This window comes from Streptomyces sedi (genome assembly GCF_006335015.1).
GTDB lineage: Bacteria > Actinomycetota > Actinomycetes > Streptomycetales > Streptomycetaceae > Streptomyces > Streptomyces sedi.
The window spans coordinates 20,462-39,173 of sequence record NZ_VDGT01000024.1 but is presented as its reverse complement, the minus strand read 5'-3'; the positions used below and the strand labels follow the sequence as shown (position 1 = coordinate 39,173).

16 protein-coding genes and 1 tRNA gene are annotated in these 18,712 nt (G+C 73.2%); 5 read left to right on the top strand and 12 right to left on the bottom strand.

What is annotated here, in order from left to right; genetic code table 11:
- Positions 1 to 125 precede the first annotated feature (125 nt).
- The 4 genes from FH715_RS24565 (at position 126) to FH715_RS24550 (ending at position 4,061) form a co-directional block, all read left to right on the top strand.
- Positions 126 to 1,214: an SGNH/GDSL hydrolase family protein gene (locus tag FH715_RS24565; RefSeq protein WP_211367763.1), complete on the top strand. Its 1,089-nt coding sequence runs from the start codon at positions 126 to 128 to the stop codon at positions 1,212 to 1,214.
- A gap of 67 nt (positions 1,215 to 1,281) precedes the next feature.
- Positions 1,282 to 2,490, top strand: coding sequence for an acetyl-CoA C-acetyltransferase (locus FH715_RS24560; RefSeq protein WP_139649015.1), 1,209 nt, complete (start codon positions 1,282 to 1,284; stop codon positions 2,488 to 2,490).
- 296 nt (positions 2,491 to 2,786) lie between these two features.
- Positions 2,787 to 3,677: a hypothetical protein gene (locus FH715_RS24555; protein ID WP_211367762.1), complete on the top strand. Its 891-nt coding sequence runs from the start codon at positions 2,787 to 2,789 to the stop codon at positions 3,675 to 3,677.
- Between the two features lie 27 nt (positions 3,678 to 3,704).
- A complete protein-coding gene (locus FH715_RS24550) occupies positions 3,705 to 4,061 on the top strand; it encodes a hypothetical protein (protein ID WP_246108953.1) in 357 nt (118 codons plus the stop codon).
- 142 nt (positions 4,062 to 4,203) lie between these two features.
- On the opposite strand, the gene FH715_RS24545 is transcribed toward FH715_RS24550, so the two are convergent.
- On the bottom strand, positions 4,204 to 5,055 hold the full coding sequence (locus tag FH715_RS24545) for a Bax inhibitor-1/YccA family protein (protein WP_139649013.1): 852 nt from the start codon (positions 5,053 to 5,055) through the stop codon (positions 4,204 to 4,206).
- Between the two features lie 255 nt (positions 5,056 to 5,310).
- Positions 5,311 to 5,392: transfer RNA gene (locus tag FH715_RS24540), tRNA-Leu, on the bottom strand.
- 375 nt (positions 5,393 to 5,767) lie between these two features.
- Here FH715_RS24540 and FH715_RS24535 point away from each other — a divergent pair.
- The gene (locus tag FH715_RS24535; protein ID WP_139649012.1) at positions 5,768 to 6,571 is read left to right on the top strand and encodes an ABC transporter ATP-binding protein; all 804 of its coding nucleotides are present in this window, start codon (positions 5,768 to 5,770) and stop codon (positions 6,569 to 6,571) included.
- A gap of 10 nt (positions 6,572 to 6,581) precedes the next feature.
- Here the strand turns inward: FH715_RS24535 and FH715_RS24530 are convergent, their stop codons facing one another.
- The 10 genes from FH715_RS24530 to FH715_RS24485 form a co-directional block, all read right to left on the bottom strand.
- Positions 6,582 to 7,901, bottom strand: coding sequence for an SAM-dependent methyltransferase (locus FH715_RS24530; RefSeq protein ID WP_139649010.1), 1,320 nt, complete (start codon positions 7,899 to 7,901; stop codon positions 6,582 to 6,584).
- A 191-nt stretch (positions 7,902 to 8,092) separates the two neighbouring features.
- Positions 8,093 to 9,511: an NAD(P)/FAD-dependent oxidoreductase gene (locus tag FH715_RS24525; protein ID WP_139649007.1), complete on the bottom strand. Its 1,419-nt coding sequence runs from the start codon at positions 9,509 to 9,511 to the stop codon at positions 8,093 to 8,095.
- A gap of 372 nt (positions 9,512 to 9,883) precedes the next feature.
- The gene (locus FH715_RS24520) at positions 9,884 to 10,846 is read right to left on the bottom strand and encodes a Ppx/GppA phosphatase family protein (protein ID WP_139649127.1); all 963 of its coding nucleotides are present in this window, start codon (positions 10,844 to 10,846) and stop codon (positions 9,884 to 9,886) included.
- 2 nt (positions 10,847 to 10,848) lie between these two features.
- Positions 10,849 to 11,406, bottom strand: a complete 558-nt coding sequence (locus FH715_RS24515; RefSeq protein WP_246108951.1) for a DUF501 domain-containing protein — start codon at positions 11,404 to 11,406, stop codon at positions 10,849 to 10,851.
- Between the two features lie 106 nt (positions 11,407 to 11,512).
- Positions 11,513 to 12,028 carry an FtsB family cell division protein gene (locus FH715_RS24510; protein WP_139649005.1) on the bottom strand — a complete coding sequence of 172 codons (516 nt, stop codon included), beginning with the start codon at positions 12,026 to 12,028 and terminating at the stop codon, positions 11,513 to 11,515.
- Between the two features lie 143 nt (positions 12,029 to 12,171).
- Positions 12,172 to 13,452, bottom strand: a complete 1,281-nt coding sequence (gene eno, locus FH715_RS24505; protein WP_139649003.1) for a phosphopyruvate hydratase — start codon at positions 13,450 to 13,452, stop codon at positions 12,172 to 12,174.
- 303 nt (positions 13,453 to 13,755) lie between these two features.
- Positions 13,756 to 14,418, bottom strand: a complete 663-nt coding sequence (locus FH715_RS24500; protein WP_139649001.1) for a LysM peptidoglycan-binding domain-containing protein — start codon at positions 14,416 to 14,418, stop codon at positions 13,756 to 13,758.
- 497 nt (positions 14,419 to 14,915) lie between these two features.
- Entirely contained in the window at positions 14,916 to 15,821 is a 906-nt protein-coding gene (locus FH715_RS29410) for a transglycosylase family protein (RefSeq protein ID WP_281290775.1), read from the bottom strand.
- A 190-nt stretch (positions 15,822 to 16,011) separates the two neighbouring features.
- Entirely contained in the window at positions 16,012 to 17,280 is a 1,269-nt protein-coding gene (locus tag FH715_RS24490; protein WP_139648997.1) for a cytochrome P450 family protein, read from the bottom strand.
- Positions 17,273 to 18,655, bottom strand: a complete 1,383-nt coding sequence (locus FH715_RS24485; RefSeq protein WP_139648995.1) for a sensor histidine kinase — start codon at positions 18,653 to 18,655, stop codon at positions 17,273 to 17,275. The genes FH715_RS24490 and FH715_RS24485 overlap by 8 nt, the downstream gene beginning before the upstream one ends.
- Positions 18,656 to 18,712 lie beyond the last annotated feature (57 nt).

Genomic DNA, 18,712 nt, shown 5'->3' with positions numbered 1-18,712 from the left:
ATTTCAGGGGCGGGTTCTTCCGCTGTGAACGGCTGTGAACGGCGATGGAGAGCACCCTATTGCGTTGCGCGGCTTGCCGGGTTGGGCACCACAGAAGTACGGGGCGGTCGACGAGGGAGTGGTGGATGTCCAGGGCGCGGGTGGCACGGAGAATCGCGACGGCGGCGGCGTTCGGGGGCGGCGGGATCAGCCTGTTGGGGGGCGCGGCCCTGGGGCTGCTGCTCACCGAGGCCCGCTACGCAAGGCGGCAGGTGCGGGACGGCGCGTCCGACGACGAGCCGCCGGTGGCGGACGGGGTCTACGGGACGGCGTTCGCCGCGGCCTCCGGCGTCCCCTGGCGGCTGGCGGTGCTCGGCGACTCGACGGCCGCCGGGCTCGGCGTCGACCGGGCGCGGCAGACCCCGGGCGCGCTGCTCGCCTCGGGGCTCGCCGCGGTCTCCGAACGGCCGGTCGAGCTGCACAGCGTCGCGCTCTCCGGCGCGAGGTCGCTCGACCTGGAGCGCCAGGTCTCGCTGCTGCTGACCGAGCCGGGCCGGGCGCCGGTCCCCGACGTGTGCGTGATCATGATCGGCGCCAACGACGTCACCGGCCGGGTCTCGCCCGCCGAGTCGGTGCGCCACCTCTCCGAGGCGGTCTCCCGGCTGCGCACCGCCGGCTGCCAGGTCGTCGTCGGCACCTGTCCCGACCTGGGCTCGGTCGAGCCGGTGGGGCAGCCGCTGCGCTGGGTGGCGCGGCGGCTGTGCCGGCAGCTGGCGGCGGCGCAGACCATCGCCGTGGTGGAGCTGGGCGGGCGGACGGTCTCGCTCGGCACGCTGCTGGGGCCCGAGTTCGCCGCCCACCCCGGCGAGTTGTTCGGCCCCGACCGCTACCACCCCTCGGCCGCCGGCTACGCGACGGCCGCGATGGCCGTGCTGCCCACGCTCTGCGCCGCGCTCGGCGCCTGGCCGGAGGAGCGGCGCCCCGGGGTGCCACGCGGGGAACGGCTGCTGCCGGTGGACCGGGCGGCGGCGCGCGCGGTGCTCGAAGGGGGCACGGAGGTCAGCTCGGCGGAGCGCGGCAGCCGTCGCGCGCCCTGGGCGCTCCTCAAGCGCCGGCGCAGGCGCCCGTTGCCCGACGAGTCGACGGAGCCCCTGGGGCGGCCGGAGGAGGACGACGAGGCGGCGGACGGGCGCCCAGGGGGGCGCGCGGGACGGTCGAGCGAGCCCGTGACATAGGCGCTACCTGCCGGTAACTTCGTTCGAGTGGGCCGCGCCGGCCCCGTTTCCGACCCCGGAGGAAGCCGTGCCCGAAGCAGTGATCGTCTCAGCAGCCCGCTCGCCGATCGGACGGGCGGGCAAGGGGTCGCTGAGGGAGATGCGCCCCGACGACCTGACGGCCGGGATCGTGCGCGCCGCGCTCGACCAGGTGCCCCAGCTCGACCCGACCGAGATCGACGACCTGCTGCTCGGCTGCGGCATCCCGTCGGGCGCCCAGGGCAGCAACCTGGGCCGGGTCGTCGCCGTACAGCTCGGCATGGACCATCTGCCGGCGACCACCATCACCCGCTACTGCTCCTCCTCGCTCCAGACCACGCGGATGGCGATGCACGCCATCAGGGCGGGCGAGGGCGACGTCTTCGTCTCGGCCGGCGTCGAGGTGATCTCGTCCAACCCCAGGGAGGGCGCCGAGACGCACAACCCGCTCTTCGCCGACGCCGAGGCCCGCACCGCCGAGCGCGCCGAGCACGGCACCGAGGACTGGCACGACCCGCGCGAGGACGGCCTGCTGCCCGACGTCTACATGGCGATGGGCCAGACCGCGGAGAACCTGGCCCGGCTGAAGGGGGTCTCGCGGCGGGAGATGGACGAGTTCGGGGTGCGCTCCCAGCAGCGCGCCGAGCGCGCCATCGCCGACGGCTTCTGGCAGCGCGAGATCACCCCGGTCACCACCCCCGACGGCACGGTGGTCGCCGCCGACGACGGCCCGCGCCCCGGGGTGACCCTGGAGGGGGTCTCCGGCCTCAAGCCGGTCTTCCGCCCCGACGGCCGGATCACCGCGGGGAACTGCTGCCCGTTGAACGACGGCGCCGCGGCCCTCGTGGTGATGTCGGACACCCGCGCCAGGGAGTTGGGCATCACGCCGCTCGCCCGCGTGGTCTCCACCGGGCTCTCCGCGCTCTCCCCCGAGATCATGGGCCTGGGCCCGGTGGAGGCCTCCCGCCGCGCGCTGGACCGGGCGGGGCTGACGATCGACGACATCGACCTGGTGGAGATCAACGAGGCGTTCGCCGCCCAGGTCATCCCCTCCTACCGCGACCTGGGCATCGACCCGGACCGGCTGAACGTCAACGGCGGCGCGATCGCCGTGGGCCACCCCTTCGGGATGACGGGCGCCCGGATCACCACCACGTTGATCAACTCGCTGCGCTGGCACGACAAGCAGTTCGGGCTGGAGACCATGTGCGTGGGCGGCGGCCAGGGGATGGCGATGGTGCTGGAGCGGCTCAGCTGAGAACGCGGGCCGCCGCGCGCCCCCTTGTGGCTTCTGTGCCTTCGGTCACACCCGAAAGGGGGGCGCGCGCCGGCGGGCGGCCGTCCGGCCGTCGGTATATCCGGGCGATACCGAAGCGGCCCCGGGATGTGATCCATGCCGTATCGACCCCTCGAACTCGCAGGTCAGCGACCAAAGGGGGGCGCGTAAAGGACCAAAGACCTGTCCAGTTCATGACGTTTTGCACTGCACGCCGTGTCCGCGCCCCGGAAACCTGAGATAAGAAGTCAGGGACCGACAGCACTGGGAGCGAGTCCGTGAGCGCCATATCCGTCATCCTGCTGGTGAGCGCAGCCACCGCCGTCACGCTGGGCGGCCTGTCCCTCTACACCGTGCGTGGCCTGCGCGGCGACGTGGCAGCGCTGCGCGCCGAGTTGGCCTCCGAGGCGGCTCGGGTGCCGCAGGCGCGGGCCGAGGTGTCCCCGGCCGAGGTCAGGCACGCCGTCGCCGCCGCGCTCTCCGAGGAGCGCGAGCGCGAACTGGCCGAGGCCAGGGCGTACTGGGCGGAGCAGGACGCCAGGGACGAGGAGGACCCGGGCGCGCTGCTGGCGGGCCGCGGGCTGAGCTATGTGGCGGCCGACGACAACGAGGAGCTGCTGGACGCGCTGCTGGAGCGCTATCTGCTGAGCGACTCCGCGCTGCCGCCCGGCGTCCGCGACGGCTCGCTCTTCGTGCCCCGGCAGGCCGACGAAGGCGTCGAGGACTCCGTGGAGGGGACGGAGTCCGGGGAGTCGGCCGAGCTGGCCGCCGCCAGGCGCCGACACCCGTCGCACCCCGGCTTCACCCTCTCCGGCGAGCCGGTGGACCGCGCGGACCCGGCCGCCTGCGGCCGTTCCCGCGACCCGTGGGCCACCGCCGACCGGCTCTCGGAACTGGCGGCGGCGCGCGTGCCGTTGGCCGACGTCCGGCCGGGCCCGATGGGCACCCTGGACGTCTTCCTCTTCGCCGACGGCACCACGCTCTGTCTCACCCCCAGCCACCAGGAGGCCGCCGAGCGGCTGGCCTCAGCGCTGCGCGACGGCGACCCGCCGGTGCTGATGGGCGGCTCCGCCGTCTCGGGCGCCTACGCGTTGACCTTCTCCTGCGGGGACGAGGAGAGCGTCTATCTGCTGGCCGACCGCGTGGTGGCCTCCTCCAGCCCCGAGTAGGGCCGCGGCGCGCCGTACGATGCCCGGGTGGCACGAGCGGCACGGGAGGCGGACGGAATGACCGTGGAGACGGCGGAGTTGACCGCCGCGCTGGAGCGCGCGGCGGACCGCCTGCGGCGGCTGCCGGAGAGCCGGCTGCGCCGGGGCGCGGCCGAGCGGGGCCGCGCGCTCGCCGACGAGCTGACGCGCAGGGCGCAGCTGCTGGAGGAGCCGCACGCGGGCGGCACCCGGCGGGTGCCCGACGCGGGCCTGTGGGCCGTGGGCGACCAGATCGCGGTCACCGGCGACGACCTGGCCCGCGCCCTCGCCGGCGTCGAGGACCGGGAGCGCGCGGAGCGCGAACTGGCCGAGGCGCTGCGGCTGGTGAACGGTTTCACCGTCTGAGGCCCTTCGGCGCGGGCACGCGCCGCCGGGCCGCCGAGAACGACGGACGGGGCCCCGACGAGTGATCTCGTCGGGGCCCCGTCGTCGAGGTCCTCAAGCCGTGTGCGGCGGCGCTTGGGCGGCGCCGGCGCGGTCAGCGGGGTCAGTCGCCCTGAAGGATGGCGATCAGCCGCAGGAACTCCAGGTAGATCCAGACCAGGGTCAGGGTCAGCCCGAAAGCGGCCAGCCACGACTCCTTCTCCGGGGCACCGTAGGCGACGCCGTCCTCGACCATCTTGAAGTCCAGGGCGAGGAAGCAGGCACCGAGGATGATGCCGACCACGCCGAAGATGACGCCGAGCGTGCCGTCCCGCAGGCCCAGGCCGTTGCCGCCGCCGATCATCAGGGCGACGAGGTTGACCATGGACAGCAGGATGAAGCCCAGGGCCGCCGCGAGGACGAACTTGGTAAACCGGGCGTTGACCCGGATGATGCGCTGCTTGTACATGAACAGCACACCGGCGAAGACCGCCATCGTGCCGATGACCGCCTGCATCGCGGCGCCCGGCACCTGCTGGTTGATCGCGTTGCTGATCGCGCCGAGGAAGAGGCCCTCGGTGACCGCGTAGGCCAGGATCAGCGGCGGCGACGGCTCGCGCTTGAAGGACTGCCACAGGCCGAGGCCCATGGCGACCAGCGCGAAGACGATGCCGGCCGCCAACGGCAGGTCGGCGACCCAGGAGACGGCCGCCGAGGCGACCACGGCACCCAGGGTGATCGCGGTGCGCGAGACGACGCTGTCGATCGTCATCACGTTGGGGCGGGTGGGCGCGTATCCGCCGTCGGGGCCCACCTGCGGCTGCGCATACGGGTTACCCGGCTGCGGCGCGTAGGGGTTGGCAGGGCTTCCCGCGTACGGATTCCCGGTCTGCGGCTGCGGTCCGGCGTTGAAGCCGGCGTAGCCGCCGTCCCGACTGAACCCCCGACGCGTGAAGACCGGGTTGCTGCTCCTCATCTCACTCCTCCATGGCCGCACGGCGCGGCCTTGCCTACCAGAGTAATGCGTTAGCAAAGTCCGCACGGTAGGTGCATCCATGGAAACTACTGGAAGAGGCGTCTTGTTCCCAGCCCCGGGGTCCACTCCGGCCGATCTTGCCGGGCCGCGGGGCCGACGAACCGGCCCGCCCGTTCGACCCGCCGAACCTCACGGACGGTGAAGCGGTGCCGCGCCGGGGACGACGCCCCCGCTCGACGAGGAGAAAGCTCTGGGTGCCCGGAGCCGGACTTGAACCGGCACGGCCCGAAGGCCAGCGAGTTTTAAGCTCACCGTGTCTGCATTCCACCATCCGGGCACAGATCCCAAGCCGAACCGGGCGCCGGGGCGCCGAGGGAGTCATTCGAGCTTAACGGCCGGATTCGGTCCGAACACCGGTGCCCCGGAGCGCTGTTGTCTGATTTTATGAGCTGCTGACGGCGCGTCAGTATGCGCTGGGGCTGCTACAGGCGTCTTTGGCCGAAAGGGCGCACGGCCGGCCCCCGAGGAATGACGCAAATCAACCCTCCGCATCCTTCCGCACACTCAGGGATCACCTCCTCCTCAGGTAGGGCGACGCACCCGGCCGTCTCCACCCCGAGGACAACCAGGAGTTGGCAACCGGGGGGATCACAGACGGAGCGTTTCGGCCCAGGATGGGGGAGTCCTTCCCGCGTCCTGGCTGGAGTACGCCGTGTCCTACCAAGCGCCCGCCCAGCACACCGATTCGACCCGCCCCCGCCCCCACGGCTTCGCGGCCAGCGCCGAGGGGCTGACCAAGGTCTACGGGAGCGACGAGACGAGGGTGGTGGCGCTCGACGGGGTCAGCGTCGCCTTCGAACGAGGGCGGTTCACCGCGATCATGGGCCCCTCGGGCTCCGGCAAGTCCACGCTGATGCACTGCATGGCCGGCCTGGACAGCATCTCCGCCGGCTCGGCCAGGCTCGGCGACACGGAACTGAACGGGCTGAGCGACCGGAAGCTCACCCAACTCCGCAGGGACCGCGTCGGCTTCGTCTTCCAGACCTTCAACCTGCTGCCGACGCTCAACGCCCTGGAGAACATCACGCTGCCGATGGGCATCGCCGGCACCAGGCCCGACCGCGCGTGGCTGGACCAGGTGATCGCGACCGTCGGGCTGAGCAAGCGGCTCAAGCACCGGCCGGCCCAGCTCTCCGGCGGCCAGCAGCAACGCGTGGCGGTCGCCAGGGCGTTGGCCGGCCAGCCGGAGATCGTCTTCGGGGACGAGCCGACGGGGAACCTCGACTCGCGCGCCGGGGCCGAGATCCTCGGCTTCCTGCGGAACTCGGTCCGTGAACTGGGCCAGACCGTGGTCATGGTGACCCACGACCCGGTGGCCGCCGGCTACGCGGACCGCGCGGTCTTCCTCGCCGACGGCCGGGTGGTGGACGACATGCGGGAGCCCACCGCCGAGCGGGTGCTGGAACACATGAAGCGGTACGACGCCAGGGGCCACTCGGGGCCGACCGGCGTCTGAGGCCCCGGAGCTACGAGGCCGGCTCCACCCAGGCGCGCGGTCGCAGCGGCAGCGGCGCGCGGCCGTCGTCCGGGGTGCGGACGGCCAGCAGCTGGTTGACGCCGATCCGGCCGCGTTCGAACTGGATCGCGGAGGCCGCCATGTAGAGGCGCCAGATCCGCGCCCTGGCGGGGCCCACCAGCCGCACCGCGCGGTCCCACTCCCGCTCCAGACGGCGCACCCAGTGGCGCAGCGTCAGGGCGTAGTGCTCGCGCAGCGACTCCATGTCCCGCACCTCGAAGCCGGCCCGCTCCAGCAGGTCCAGCGTGCGTCCCACGGGCGCGAGTTCGCCGTCGGGGAAGACATAGGCGTCGATGAACGGGGAGAGCCGGTAGCGGGACTCGTCGGCCATCGGCCGGCGGGCGATCTGGTGGTTGAGCAGCCGGCCCCCGGGGCGCAGCAGCCGGAAGAGGCGGTCGGCGTACTCCTGGTACCTGGCGTCGCCGACGTGCTCGGCCATCCCCACCGAGGAGATCGCGTCGAACGGCCCGTCGTCCACCCGCCGGTAGTCCTGCACCCGGATCTCGATCCGGTCGGTCAGGTCCTCCTTCGCGACCCGCTCCCTGGCGTACTCGGCCTGCTCGGTGGAGAGCGTCACGCCGACCGCGCGCACCCCGTACCGCTGGGCCGCGTGCAGCACCAGGGAGCCCCAGCCGCAGCCCACGTCGAGGAGCCGCTGGCCCTCGCGCAGGCCGAGCTTGCGGCAGATCAGGTCGAGCTTGGCGGCCTGAGCGTCCTGGAGGTCGTCGGTCTCCTCACCCCAGACGGCGCACGAGTAGACCATGGAGGGGCCGAGCACCAGCTCGTAGAACTCGTTGCTCACGTCGTAGTGGTGGCTGATGGCGCCGCGGTCCCGGCGCTGGGAGTGCGCGCGCCCCGGGGACCGGCGGCGGTTCTCCTCGCGGGGCGGGCTGACGGGGAGGGGCAGGGGGCCCGCGAGCGCGAGCAGTTCGGGAACGGCGGCGGCCATCCGGGAGCGGGGGACGGTCGCGCTGTCGGGGCGGGCCCAGACCAGGCCGGTGAGCGCGGTCAGGGCCTCGTACAGGTCACCCTCGACATCGATGTCGCCGGCCACCCAGGCGCGGGCCAGGCCCAGTTCGCCCGGGCGGAAGAGTGTCCGGCGCAGCGCCCTGCGGCGGCGGACGACGAGGACCGGGCCCCCCGCGGGGCCGGCCTCGCTGCCGTCCCAGGCCCGGAGACGGAGCGGCGGCGGGGATCCGAGTAGTTCTTCGGTCAGAGCTGAGAGACGGGAAGCGACAGTCACGGGACAAACCTCCGTGGATATGGACATGCGCCCGGGCTCACCCTGGCGTCCAGTGACCATGGAACGCCGCTGATCCGCCGCCGATTCCGGCGTTTTCCCCCGGGACCGCGCGCGGATTGGTCCGCCCGGCCCACGGCGGTGGCGCGACGCGACGCCGAAGGGGCGGGCGACCACTCGGGTCGCCCGCCCCTTCGGCGTGCTTCGGTGCGCTCGGCGGGTCAGCCGGCGTTCGCGCCGGAACGCTCCCTGGCCTTGCCGTCCTCGGCCGGCGCGGCCGGCGGCGGGGCGAGCCTGGCGGCGGCCGGCGGGGCCGCGGCCTCGTGGAACTCGTCGCGCGGGTGCTCCATCGCGCCCAGCGAGACGACCTCGCGCTTGAGGAAGAGGCCGAGGGTCCAGTCGGCGAAGACCCGGACCTTGCGGTTCCACGTCGGGACCGCCATGCCGTGGTAGCCGCGGTGCAGATACCAGCCGAGCCGGCCGCGGAAGCGGAAGGAGAGCCTGCCGAGCTTGATCATGGCGACGCCCTTGCGCAGGCCGAGGCCGGCGACCGCGCCCATGCTGGCGTGCTTGTACTCCTTCTGCGGGAAGCCGCGCATCCCGGAGATCACGTTGTCGCCGAGGACCTTGGCCTGGCGCAGCGCGTGCTGGGCGTTCGGCGGGCACCAGGCGTTCTCCTCGCCGGCCTCGCGCATCGCGAGGTCGGGGACCTGGGCGTTGTCGCCGGCCGACCAGACGTGGCCGGTGCCCTTGACCTGGAGGGTGGGCTCGGTGTCCACGTGGCCCCTGGGGCCGAGCGGCAGGCCGAACTCGGCCAGCGCCGGGTTGGGCTTGACGCCCGCGGTCCAGACCAGGGTGCTGGAGTCCACCTCGACACCGTTGCTCAGCACGACGTGGCCGTCGACGCAGGACTTCAGCGAGGTCCCGAGGTGGACCTCGATGCCGCGCTGCTTGAGGTGCTCAAGGCCCCACTCGCCGAGCTTGGGGCCGACCTCGGGCAGGATGCGGTCGGCCACGTCGACCAGCACGAAACGCAGGTCGGACGGCTTGATGCTGGTGTAGTAGCGGGTGGCGTCCCTGGCCATGTCCTCGACCTCGCCGATGGTCTCGGCCCCGGCGAAGCCGCCGCCCACGAAGACGAAGGTGAGCGCCTTGCGGCGGATCTCCTCGTCGGTGGTGGAGTCGGCCTTGTCCATCTGCTCCAGGACGTGGTTGCGCAGGCCGATGGCCTCCTCGACGCCCTTCATGCCGATGCCCTGCTCGGCGAGGCCGGGGATCGGGAAGGTGCGGGAGACGGCGCCGAGCGCCACCACCAGGTAGTCGAAGGGAAGCTCGTAGGAGGAACCGACGTGCGGCGCCACGGTGGCGACCTGCCGGTCCTGGTCGATGGTGGTGACGCGGCCGGTGAGGACCTCCGCCTTGGGCAGCACGCGACGCAGGGGCACCACGACGTGCCGCGGGGAGATGCTGCCGGCAGCGGCTTCGGGAAGGAAGGGCTGGTAGGTCATGTAGGAGCGAGGGTCTACGACGGTGACGGTGGCCTCGCCATACCGCAGCTTCTTCAGAATGCGGCGGGCCGCGTACAGACCGACGTAACCCCCACCTACGACGAGAATGCGCGGACGCTCCGTGGTGCTCATGCCATCGAGTATCCACCCGCCTCGACGGGGACCTCGTGAGGGGCTTCACAAGCTTCGACCGGGCTTCTGCTACACTTCGCGCCCCACCGAGGAGGAACGCCTTCCGGTGAGGATCGGGACGGAGCACCGGAATCCGGCACTCCCTCACCTCACAAGCGAACGATCCAGGTCGAAGCGGCACCGCCGCCCTCCAGGGCGCCGCGCCCCCGACTCACCCGACCGGCCACGCCCCGCACGACCGGGGCCGCCGAGACGGCCACCATCCCGCCGCACCCCCCGTTCGGGGCGCTTTCGAGACGCCCGTGCAGCTCGCTCATGTGAATAACTTCACGATCTTTTTCGCGGCGACCTCCGGAACGCTCCCACGGGCCGCTAACGCACCTCGCCCGCCGCGTGGAAGGCGATGCCGTCCAGGATGTCGTGCTCCGAGACTGTCACCCGGGGAACGTCGGCCCGTTCCATCGCCCGCAGCAGCACCAGCGCGCCCGCGCCGATGACGTCCACCCGGCCGGGGTGCATGGAGGGGACGGCGGCCCGTTCCTCGTGGGTGGCCGTCAGCAGCCAGTCGACGATCTCCCGCACGCGGTCCCGCTCCAGCACCGCGTGGTGGATGGCGGACGGGTCGTAGGAGGGGAGTTCGAGGGCCATGGCCGCCACCGTGGTGACCGAGCCGGCCAGGCCGACCAGCGTGCCGGCACGCTCCAACGGCACGCGTTCGGCGGCCAGTTCGAGCGCCGCGTCGATGTCGGCGGTCAGCGCGGCCAGCGCCTCGGCGCCCGGTGGGTCGGCCACCGTGCCGTCCGGCGCCGTCAGATGGCGTTCGGTCAGCCGCACACAGCCGATGTCCACGCTGCGGGCCGCCGTCACGCCCTCGTCGCCGAGGACGAACTCGGTGGAGCCGCCGCCGATGTCCATCACCAGGAACGGCCGCGCCACCTCGGGCCGGCCGGCCAGCTCCCTGGTCGCGCCGGTGAAGGAGAGCGCCGCCTCCTCCTCGCCGGTGATCACCTCGGGCTCGACGCCCAGGATCGCGCGGACGCCGTCGACGAACTCCGCGCGGTTCTCCGCGTCCCTGGAGGCCGAGGTGGCGACGAACCGCAGCCGGTCGGGGGTCACCCCGTGCGCGGCGATCACCTCGGCGTAGCCGCGGCAGGCCGCCAGCGTGCGCTCCAGCGCCTCGGGCGCCAACCGGCCGGTGCGGTCCACGCCCTGGCCGAGCCGCACGATCTCCATCCGGCGTTCGCGGTCGACCAGTCGGCCGGTCGCGGGGTCGGCGTCGGCGACCAGCAGCCGGATCGAGTTGGTGCCGCAGTCGATGGCGGCGGCGGTCGTCAGGCTCACGCGTTCTCTCCTCGCACGGACTCGACGGACTCGGCGGACTCGGCGGACTCGGCCGGCCCGGTCGGCGCCGTCCCCGTGGCGCAGCGGCCGGAACGCCACCACTCCGGCAGCATCGCCAGCGCCTCGTCGCCCAGCGGGTTGACGCCGGGGCCGGCCACCAGGGAGTGCGCGACGAGCACGTGCAGGCACTTCACCCGCTCCGGCATCCCGCCGGCGCTGGGGAAGCCCACCAGCACCTCGATCGCGTCCCGCCGCGCGAGGTAGTCCTCGTGGGCGGCCCGGTAGGCGGCGGCCAGCTCGGGGTCGCTGCCCAGTCGTTCGGTCATCTCCCGCATCACGCCGTTGGCCTCCAGGGTGCCGATGGCGGAGGCGGCGCGCGGGCAGGTCAGGTAGTAGGTGGTGGGGAACGGCGTGCCGTCGGGCAGCCGGGGCGCCGTCTCCACCACGTCGGGATTGCCGCAGGCGCAGCGGTGGGCGATCGCGCGCAGCCCACGGGGCGGACGCCCCAGCTGCTCCCGGATCACCGAGACATCGGTCGGGGTCGGGGTTTCCACGGATGAACTCTTCTCACAGGGCAACGTGTCTCACGGACGACCACGAGTGTCGACGCCCACGAGTGTCACAGAGAACGGGCCCCGCGCACGACCCGGAGCCGGAGGATCACCGGGGCCGGTCGGCCCGGTCGACGCCGTCCCAGAGGTTCTGGTGCCAGGGCTGGGGCGCCAACATGCCGCGGTTGCGCAGCCGTTCGTCCGAGCCGGACTCGCTGCCCGGGGCGCCGTCGGGAAGCACGTAGCCGATCTCGCCGGGCCGCACATAGCGCAGCCGCTCCCTGGCCTGCCGCTCCACGTAGGCGTCGTCCTGCCAGCGCGCCTTGGCGTCCCGCAGCTCCTCCACGCGGTCGGCCGCCTCCCGGGACTGCCGCCGCTGCTCGGCGATCTCCGAGCGCTGCTGCACGTACTGCCGCAGCGGATAGGCGAGGGCGACCACCAGCGAGCAGATCACCAGCGCCAGCAGCGCCGCCCTTCCGGTGAGCCGGCCGCGCCGCTGCGGGCCGCCGGGGCGGCGGGGGCCGGCGAGCCTGCGGTTCTGCGCCCGGTAGACCCGGGCCGCCGCCTGCTCGCCGATCGCCCGCAGCCGGGTGGCGGTGGAGAACCGGTCACGCTGCGCGGCCACATCGCCTCCCTGGCACCGTCTGGTGGTCTGCCCACGACTCGTCCCCGCCACCGTACGGGACGGACGGCGGGGACACGGTCAGGCTGCCGGCGACGGCCGGGGGAAGTCCACCCGAGCACTCCTGGCGGACTCCCGGTGGGTGCTCAGCCCTTGAAGCGCGGGAAGGCGCTGCGGCCGGCGTAGACGGCGGCGTCGTCGAGGATCTCCTCGATGCGCAGCAGCTGGTTGTACTTGGCGACCCGCTCGGAACGGGCGGGGGCGCCGGTCTTGATCTGGCCGCAGTTGGTGGCGACGGCGAGGTCGGCGATGGTGACGTCCTCGGTCTCGCCGGAGCGGTGGGACATCATGCACTTGAAGCCGTTGCGCTGGGCCAGCTCCATGGCGTCGAGGGTCTCGGTGAGCGAGCCGATCTGGTTGACCTTCACCAGCAGCGCGTTGGCCGACCTGTTGTCGATGCCGCGCTGGAGCCGCTCGGGGTTGGTGACGAACAGGTCGTCGCCGACGATCTGCACCTTCTCGCCGAGCCGGGCGGTGAGCAGGCCCCAGCCGTCCCAGTCCTCCTCGGCCAGCGGGTCCTCAAGGGAGACCAGCGGGTAGGCGCCGACCAGCTCCTCGTAGTAGTCGGTCAGCTGCTCGGCGGTGAGGGACTTGCCCTCCAGCGTGTAGGTGCCGTCCGAGTAGAGCTCGGTGGCGGCGACGTCCAGCGCCAGCGCGATGTCCTGGCCCGGGGTGTAGCCGGCCTTCTGGATGGCCTCGACGATCAGGTCCAGCGCCTCGCGGTTGGAGGAGAGGTTCGGCGCGAAGCCGCCCTCGTCACCCAGGCCGGTGCCCAGGCCGCGCTCCTTCAGCACCTTCTTGAGGGTGTGGTAGGTCTCGGCTCCCCAACGGACGGCCTCGGAGAAGGACTCCGCGCCGATCGGGGCGATCATGAACTCCTGGACGTCCACGTTGGAGTCGGCGTGCGCGCCGCCGTTGAGGATGTTCATCATCGGGACCGGCAGCAGGTGCGCGTTCGGGCCGCCGAGGTAGCGGAAGAGCAGCAGGTCGCGGGACTCGGAGGCGGCGTGCGCCACGGCCAGCGAGACGCCGAGGATCGCGTTGGCGCCGAGCGAGGACTTGTCGGGGGTGGCGTCCAGGTCGAACATCGCCTGGTCGATCAGCCGCTGCTCGGTGGCGTCGTAGCCGACCAGCTCGGGGCCGATCTGCTCGATGACGGCCAGCACCGCCTTCTCGACGCCCTTGCCGAGGTAGCGGTTGGTGTCGCCGTCACGCAGCTCCAACGCCTCGAAGGCGCCGGTGGAGGCGCCGGAGGGGACGGCGGCGCGGCCGGTTGAGCCGTCGTCGAGGCCCACCTCGACCTCGACCGTGGGGTTGCCTCGCGAGTCCAGGATCTCGCGGGCTACGACGACGTCGATGGACGGCACGAGGTTCTCCTTTGGTCAGAGTGTGTGGTCGACCCGCGCGTGTCCGGTGGCGGCACGCACGCGTCTACGACCCCCTGAGCCTAACCGTCCCGGCGCCCGCCACCGCCATGCGGCGCCTGCCACGCCTCGGGAGAAACGGGGAAATCGCTGGTCAACGCGGGCCGGCCGGGGGGAAAGCTTTTTGTTTAACCACTGAAGAAAATCGAGTGCCCGGCCGGTGAACACCGGCCGGGCACAGGCGCTTTCCCCGGGTTCGCTCGGGGTTCCCCCGGGGTTCGCGAGGAACCGGTCAGACGGTCGCCGTCAGACGGTCAGCTCCTGTCCGGGGAGGATCAGGTTCGGGTCGTCGCCGACCACGTCGACGTTGTCGGCCCACAGCTGGCGCCAGCTGGTGCCGTGCTCGTCCGCTATCCGCGAGAGGGTGTCGCCCTTGACGACGGTGTAGCCCTCGCCGTCCTCGGCCGGGGCCGAGCGCGGCTCGGGGGCCGGCTCCGGCTCCGGCTCGGGGGCCGGCTCCGGCTCCGGGGTGGCCTCGGGAGCCGACTCCTCGCCGGAGCCGGAACCGGTGTCCACCTCGGGCGCGGGGCCGCCGGAGGTCAGCCCGGCCTGGGCGCCGCAGACCGGCCAGGCGCCGGGGCCCTGCATGGCCAACAGCTCCTCGGCGGCGGCGATCTGCTGCTCCTTGCTGGCCTGGTCGGCGCTGGCGGCGTACTGGGTGCCGCCGGCCGCCTCCCAGCTGGACTGCGAGAACTGGAGGCCACCGAAGTAGCCGTTGCCGGTGTTGATGGACCAGTCGCCGCCGGACTCGCACTGGGCGACGGCGTCCCAGGTGTCGACGGAAGCGGCCGAGGCGCCGGAGGCGCCGATCAGCGGGATGGCCACGGCCGCCCCGGTGACGCCGGCCGCGGCGGCTATGCGGGTGGTCTTGCCGGGACGGCGGTGACGCCCCTTGCCGGAGAACAGCATGACGTTCCTTCTCACCGGACGCCTGCGAGGTCAGCTGTCGGGTTCGGGACTGGTGAGTTGCCCGGCCGGCGGGGGCGGTTGGACCGCCGCTCCGGCTTCACCCCGAGCCGTTCCGACACCCTCTGCGGTGCCGGCCCGGCGGACACGGTCGGTGCGTGCGGCCATGGTGGCCGCGACCGTGCTGGGTCCCCCGCTCCTGCCTGCGGTGGTGCGCGATGGTGTCCCCGGGCCGGCGGCAGGATTCGGCGTAACGGCCCGGACGCCCGGCGGAAGGCCGAGCGAGGGGACACTAAACACACGCGACCTAACGATTCAAGAACGATCAAGATCACCGCATCGCCCCAACTTGACCGTTTTTGGCCGCCAGATGAAGTCTTCTCGCAGGTCAGCGACCAAAACGGGCAGTCGGGAGGAGCGGGGCACTCCACCCCGGACCGAGAGGATCGTCACACAGACGGCGGGGCGCGCGTCGCCAAGAAGCGCCCGGCGCGCGCCGCTTAACGACCGCTGGCGGTCAAGTCGAGTCGCTGCCCCGGAAGAATGAGGTCGGGATCGCCCCCGATGACCGTTTCGTTCCCTCCGTAGAGGGCCGGCCATCCGCCCGAAATGTTGTGGTCCAGGGCGATCTGGGAGAGCGTGTCGCCCTTCACCACCCGGTAGCCGTCGCCCGCCTCGTCCGCCGGCTCGTCGGCGCGGTCGCCCGTCCGGTCGCCGCGGCCCTCGCCGTCGCCCTGCCGCCGGTCGTCCCCCGACTCCTCGGCGGAGTCCTCGTCCGCGGCGCCGTCGGCGCGCTCCTCGCGCTCGTCCTGGGCGCGTTCGTCCCCGGCGTCCTCGCCGGTCCCCGACTCCGCCGGGTCCGGGTCGCCACGGTGGCGCCCGCCGCCGGACGTCGACTCCTCGCGCTCGTCCGGCAGATCACCGGCGCGCTCCTCGTCCGGCTGGTCCCCCGCCTCCGGGGCCTCGTCCACCGGGTCGGGCTCGGGCGTCCCGTCGCCCGCCGGCTCCTCCTCGGCCTCGCCGGACGAGTCCTCGGGCGAGGCGCCGATCTCCTCCTCGGCCTGGGCCTCCTCGGCCTCCTCGGCGCGGTCCCCCTCGTCGCGCTGCTCCTGCCGGTACTCCTTCCAGACCCCGGTGGTCACCCCGCAGCCCGGCAGGGCGCCGTGGCCCATCTCGGCCATCATCCGCTCGGCCACGGCTATCTGCTGCATCCGGCTGGCCAGGTCGGGCCGGATCGCGAACTCAAGCCCGCCGAACCGCTCCCAGCGCTCCAGGGTCAACTGGAAGCCGCCGAACTGCCCGTTGCCGTCGTTGGCGCTCCACCGCCCGCCCGACTCGCACTCCGCCGCGCGGTCCCACGCGTCGTCGCTGACCGCGGAGGCCGAACCGGCGCTCAGCAGCGGCATGGCGATGCCCGCGCTCGTGACGCCCGCTGCGACGATGAAGGCAGGAGCCTGCCGTGGGCGACGATGACGACCTGACCCGGAGCGCATCTGCGGATCCTCCCAAACGAACACTGTTGCGGTTGAGGGGGAACCTAGCCGTCCGCACCGCACGATCACAAGCCGATCCCGCGCAGATCACGCGCGGATCACACTACTGACGTTCCGTCACACGCTCCGGGGTGAACTCCACGGGCAGCGAACGCAGTCCACGCATGATCAGCCCACCGCGCCAGCGCGGCTCCGGTGCGTCACCGGCCCGGCGCAGATCCGGCAGGCGCCGCAGCAGCACGGCCAGCGCCGTCCGCGCCTCCGACCTGGCCAGGGGCGCGCCCAGGCAGTAGTGGACCCCGTGGCCGTAGCCGAGGTGAGGGTTGTCACTTCGGGTCAGGTCCAGGGTGTCCGGCTCCGCGAAGCGCTCCGGGTCCCGGTCCGCGGCGGCCAGCACCACCAGCACCGGCTCCCCCGCGCCCACCGAACGGCCGCCCAGGGTCAGCGGTTCGGTGGCGAACCGCCACGTCGCCAGCTCGACCGGCCCGTCGTAGCGGAGCAGTTCCTCCACGGCGGTGGCCAGCAGCCGGTCGTCGCCGGCCGCCAGCCCCTCCTGGAGCAGGGCGAGTTGGGCGGGATGGCCGAGCAGGGTGTGAACGCCGTTGCCGATGAGGTTGACCGTGGTCTCGAAGCCGGCGAAGAGCAGGATGAACGCCATCGCCGCCGCCTCGTCCTCGGTCAGCTGCTCACCGTGGTCGGAGGCCCTGATCAGCCCCGATATCAGGTCGTCGCCCGGCTCGGAGCGCTTCCGGTGGATCAGCTCGGCGAGATAGGCGCGCATCCGCTTCACCGCGCGCCCCACGCCGCCGCGCTTCCCGCTGGTGTGCAGCATCATCCCGGCCCAGGAGCGGAAGTCCTCCTGGTCCTCCGCCGGCACGCCCAGCAGGTCGCAGATCGCGTAGATCGGCAGCGGGAAGGCGAACTCGTCGATCAGGTCGGCGGAGCCACGCCCCGCGAAGCCGTCGACCAGCCGCTCGGTCAACTCCCGCACCCGGGGCTCGAACGCGGCCACCCGGCGCGGGGTGAACGCCTGGGAGACCAGCCGGCGCAGCCTGGTGTGGTCCGGCGGGTCGATGTTGAGCAGATGGGTCATCAGCCCGGCGCCGCGCTCGCCGGGGATGCCGACCCGCCCCGAGGCGTGGCGGTCGGCGCTGTGCCGGGACGGGTTCTTGCTCAGCCGGGGATCGGCCAGCGCGGCGCGCGCGTCCCGGTACCGGGTCACCAGCCACGCCTCCACGCCGCTGGGCAGCGTCGCGCGGTGCACCGGCGCGTGCGCGCGCAGCCAGGCGTAGGCGGGGTACGGGTCGGCCACGAAGCCGGGCCCGAACAGGCCGGGCTCCGCCGCCCGTTCCCCGTGCGCGGTCTCAGCCACCGGGGCGCCCCTCCGGCCGGTCCGGGATCACGGCGGAGACGCGGAAGCCGCCCTCGTCCGTCGGGCCCGAGACGAAGCCGCCGCCGAGCGCCGTCACCCGCTCCCGCATCCCGACCAGGCCGTTGCCCCCGCTGGGCAGCATCGCCTCCTCGCGGCGGCGGGCGGCGCCGTCGGGCGCCGCGTTGCGCACCTGGACGGCGATCTCGCCCTCGCGGTGGGCCAGCCGCACCCAGGCGGCGGCGCCCGCCGCGTGCTTGTGCACGTTGGTCAGCGCCTCCTGGACGACCCGGTAGGCGGTGGACTCCACCTGCTCGGGATAGCCGCGCTGCTCGCCCTCGACGGCCAGCTCCACGCGCATCCCCGCCGCCCTGGACTCCTCGACCAGCGCCCGCAGCCCGGTCAGCCGGGGCCCGTCGCCGTTCGGGCCGGGGGCGGCCGGCGTCTCGCCGCCCGGCGCGGGCTCCGCGCCGTCATGCGCCTCGCGGCCCTGTCCCGAGGCGATCTCGGCCAGCCGGGACGAGGCCCGGGAGGACTCCGAGGAACGGTCCGGCACCACCGGCGCCGAGCGCAGCACGCCCAGCATGGTCCGCAGCTCCGTCAGCGCCTGGCGGCCCATGTCGCCGATGAGCGCGGCGTTCCGCGCGGCCTTCTCCGGGTCCTTGGGCGCCACCGCCTGCACGGCCGCCGCGTGCACCACCATCAGGCTCACCCGGTGCGCCACGACGTCGTGCATCTCCCTGGCGATCCGCCGGCGTTCCTCGCTCCGCGCCCACTCGGCGCGCTCCTCGGCCCGATCGGCCAGCAGCCCCAGCTCGCGCTCCAGGCCGAGCGCCCGGTCGCGCAGCGTCTCCACGAGCCGCCGTCTGGCCCGGACATACATCCCCAGCAGTACCGGCGGCACCACCGAGGCGATGCCGAAGAGCAACGCGACCAGTGGCCTGAACCAGGCGGGGAAGTCCTGCTCCCTGATGCCGGGGTCGGTGTCCAGCATCAGATAGGTGACGATGATCGTGCCCAGGCCCTCCATCGAGGCCAGCGCGGCGATCACCCGGCGCGGCGCGTCCGTGGTGGCCAGCGTGTAGAGGCCGACCAGCGCCAGCATCACGCCCATGTTGGCCGGCAGCACGGCGATCGAGATCAGAATGACGGCCAGCGGCCAGCGCCTGCGCACCAGCAGGGACAGCCCGGCCAGCACCCCCGGCACCACCACCAGCGCGACCGGCAGCCCGGTCTGGCCGGCGAATCCCACCCCCTGCGACCCGCACTCCACCGCCGACAGCAGTGCGAGTCCCGCGTCCAGCGCCACGCTGCGCCGCCGCGTCCACCACAGCAGGCGGAATTCCTCCCCCGCCGTGGGTGCCCCCTTCGCATCCATGACGACCAGACTACGGGCGCGGGCGGGCCTCTTCCCCGTCGGGCGCCGCCCGGCCGG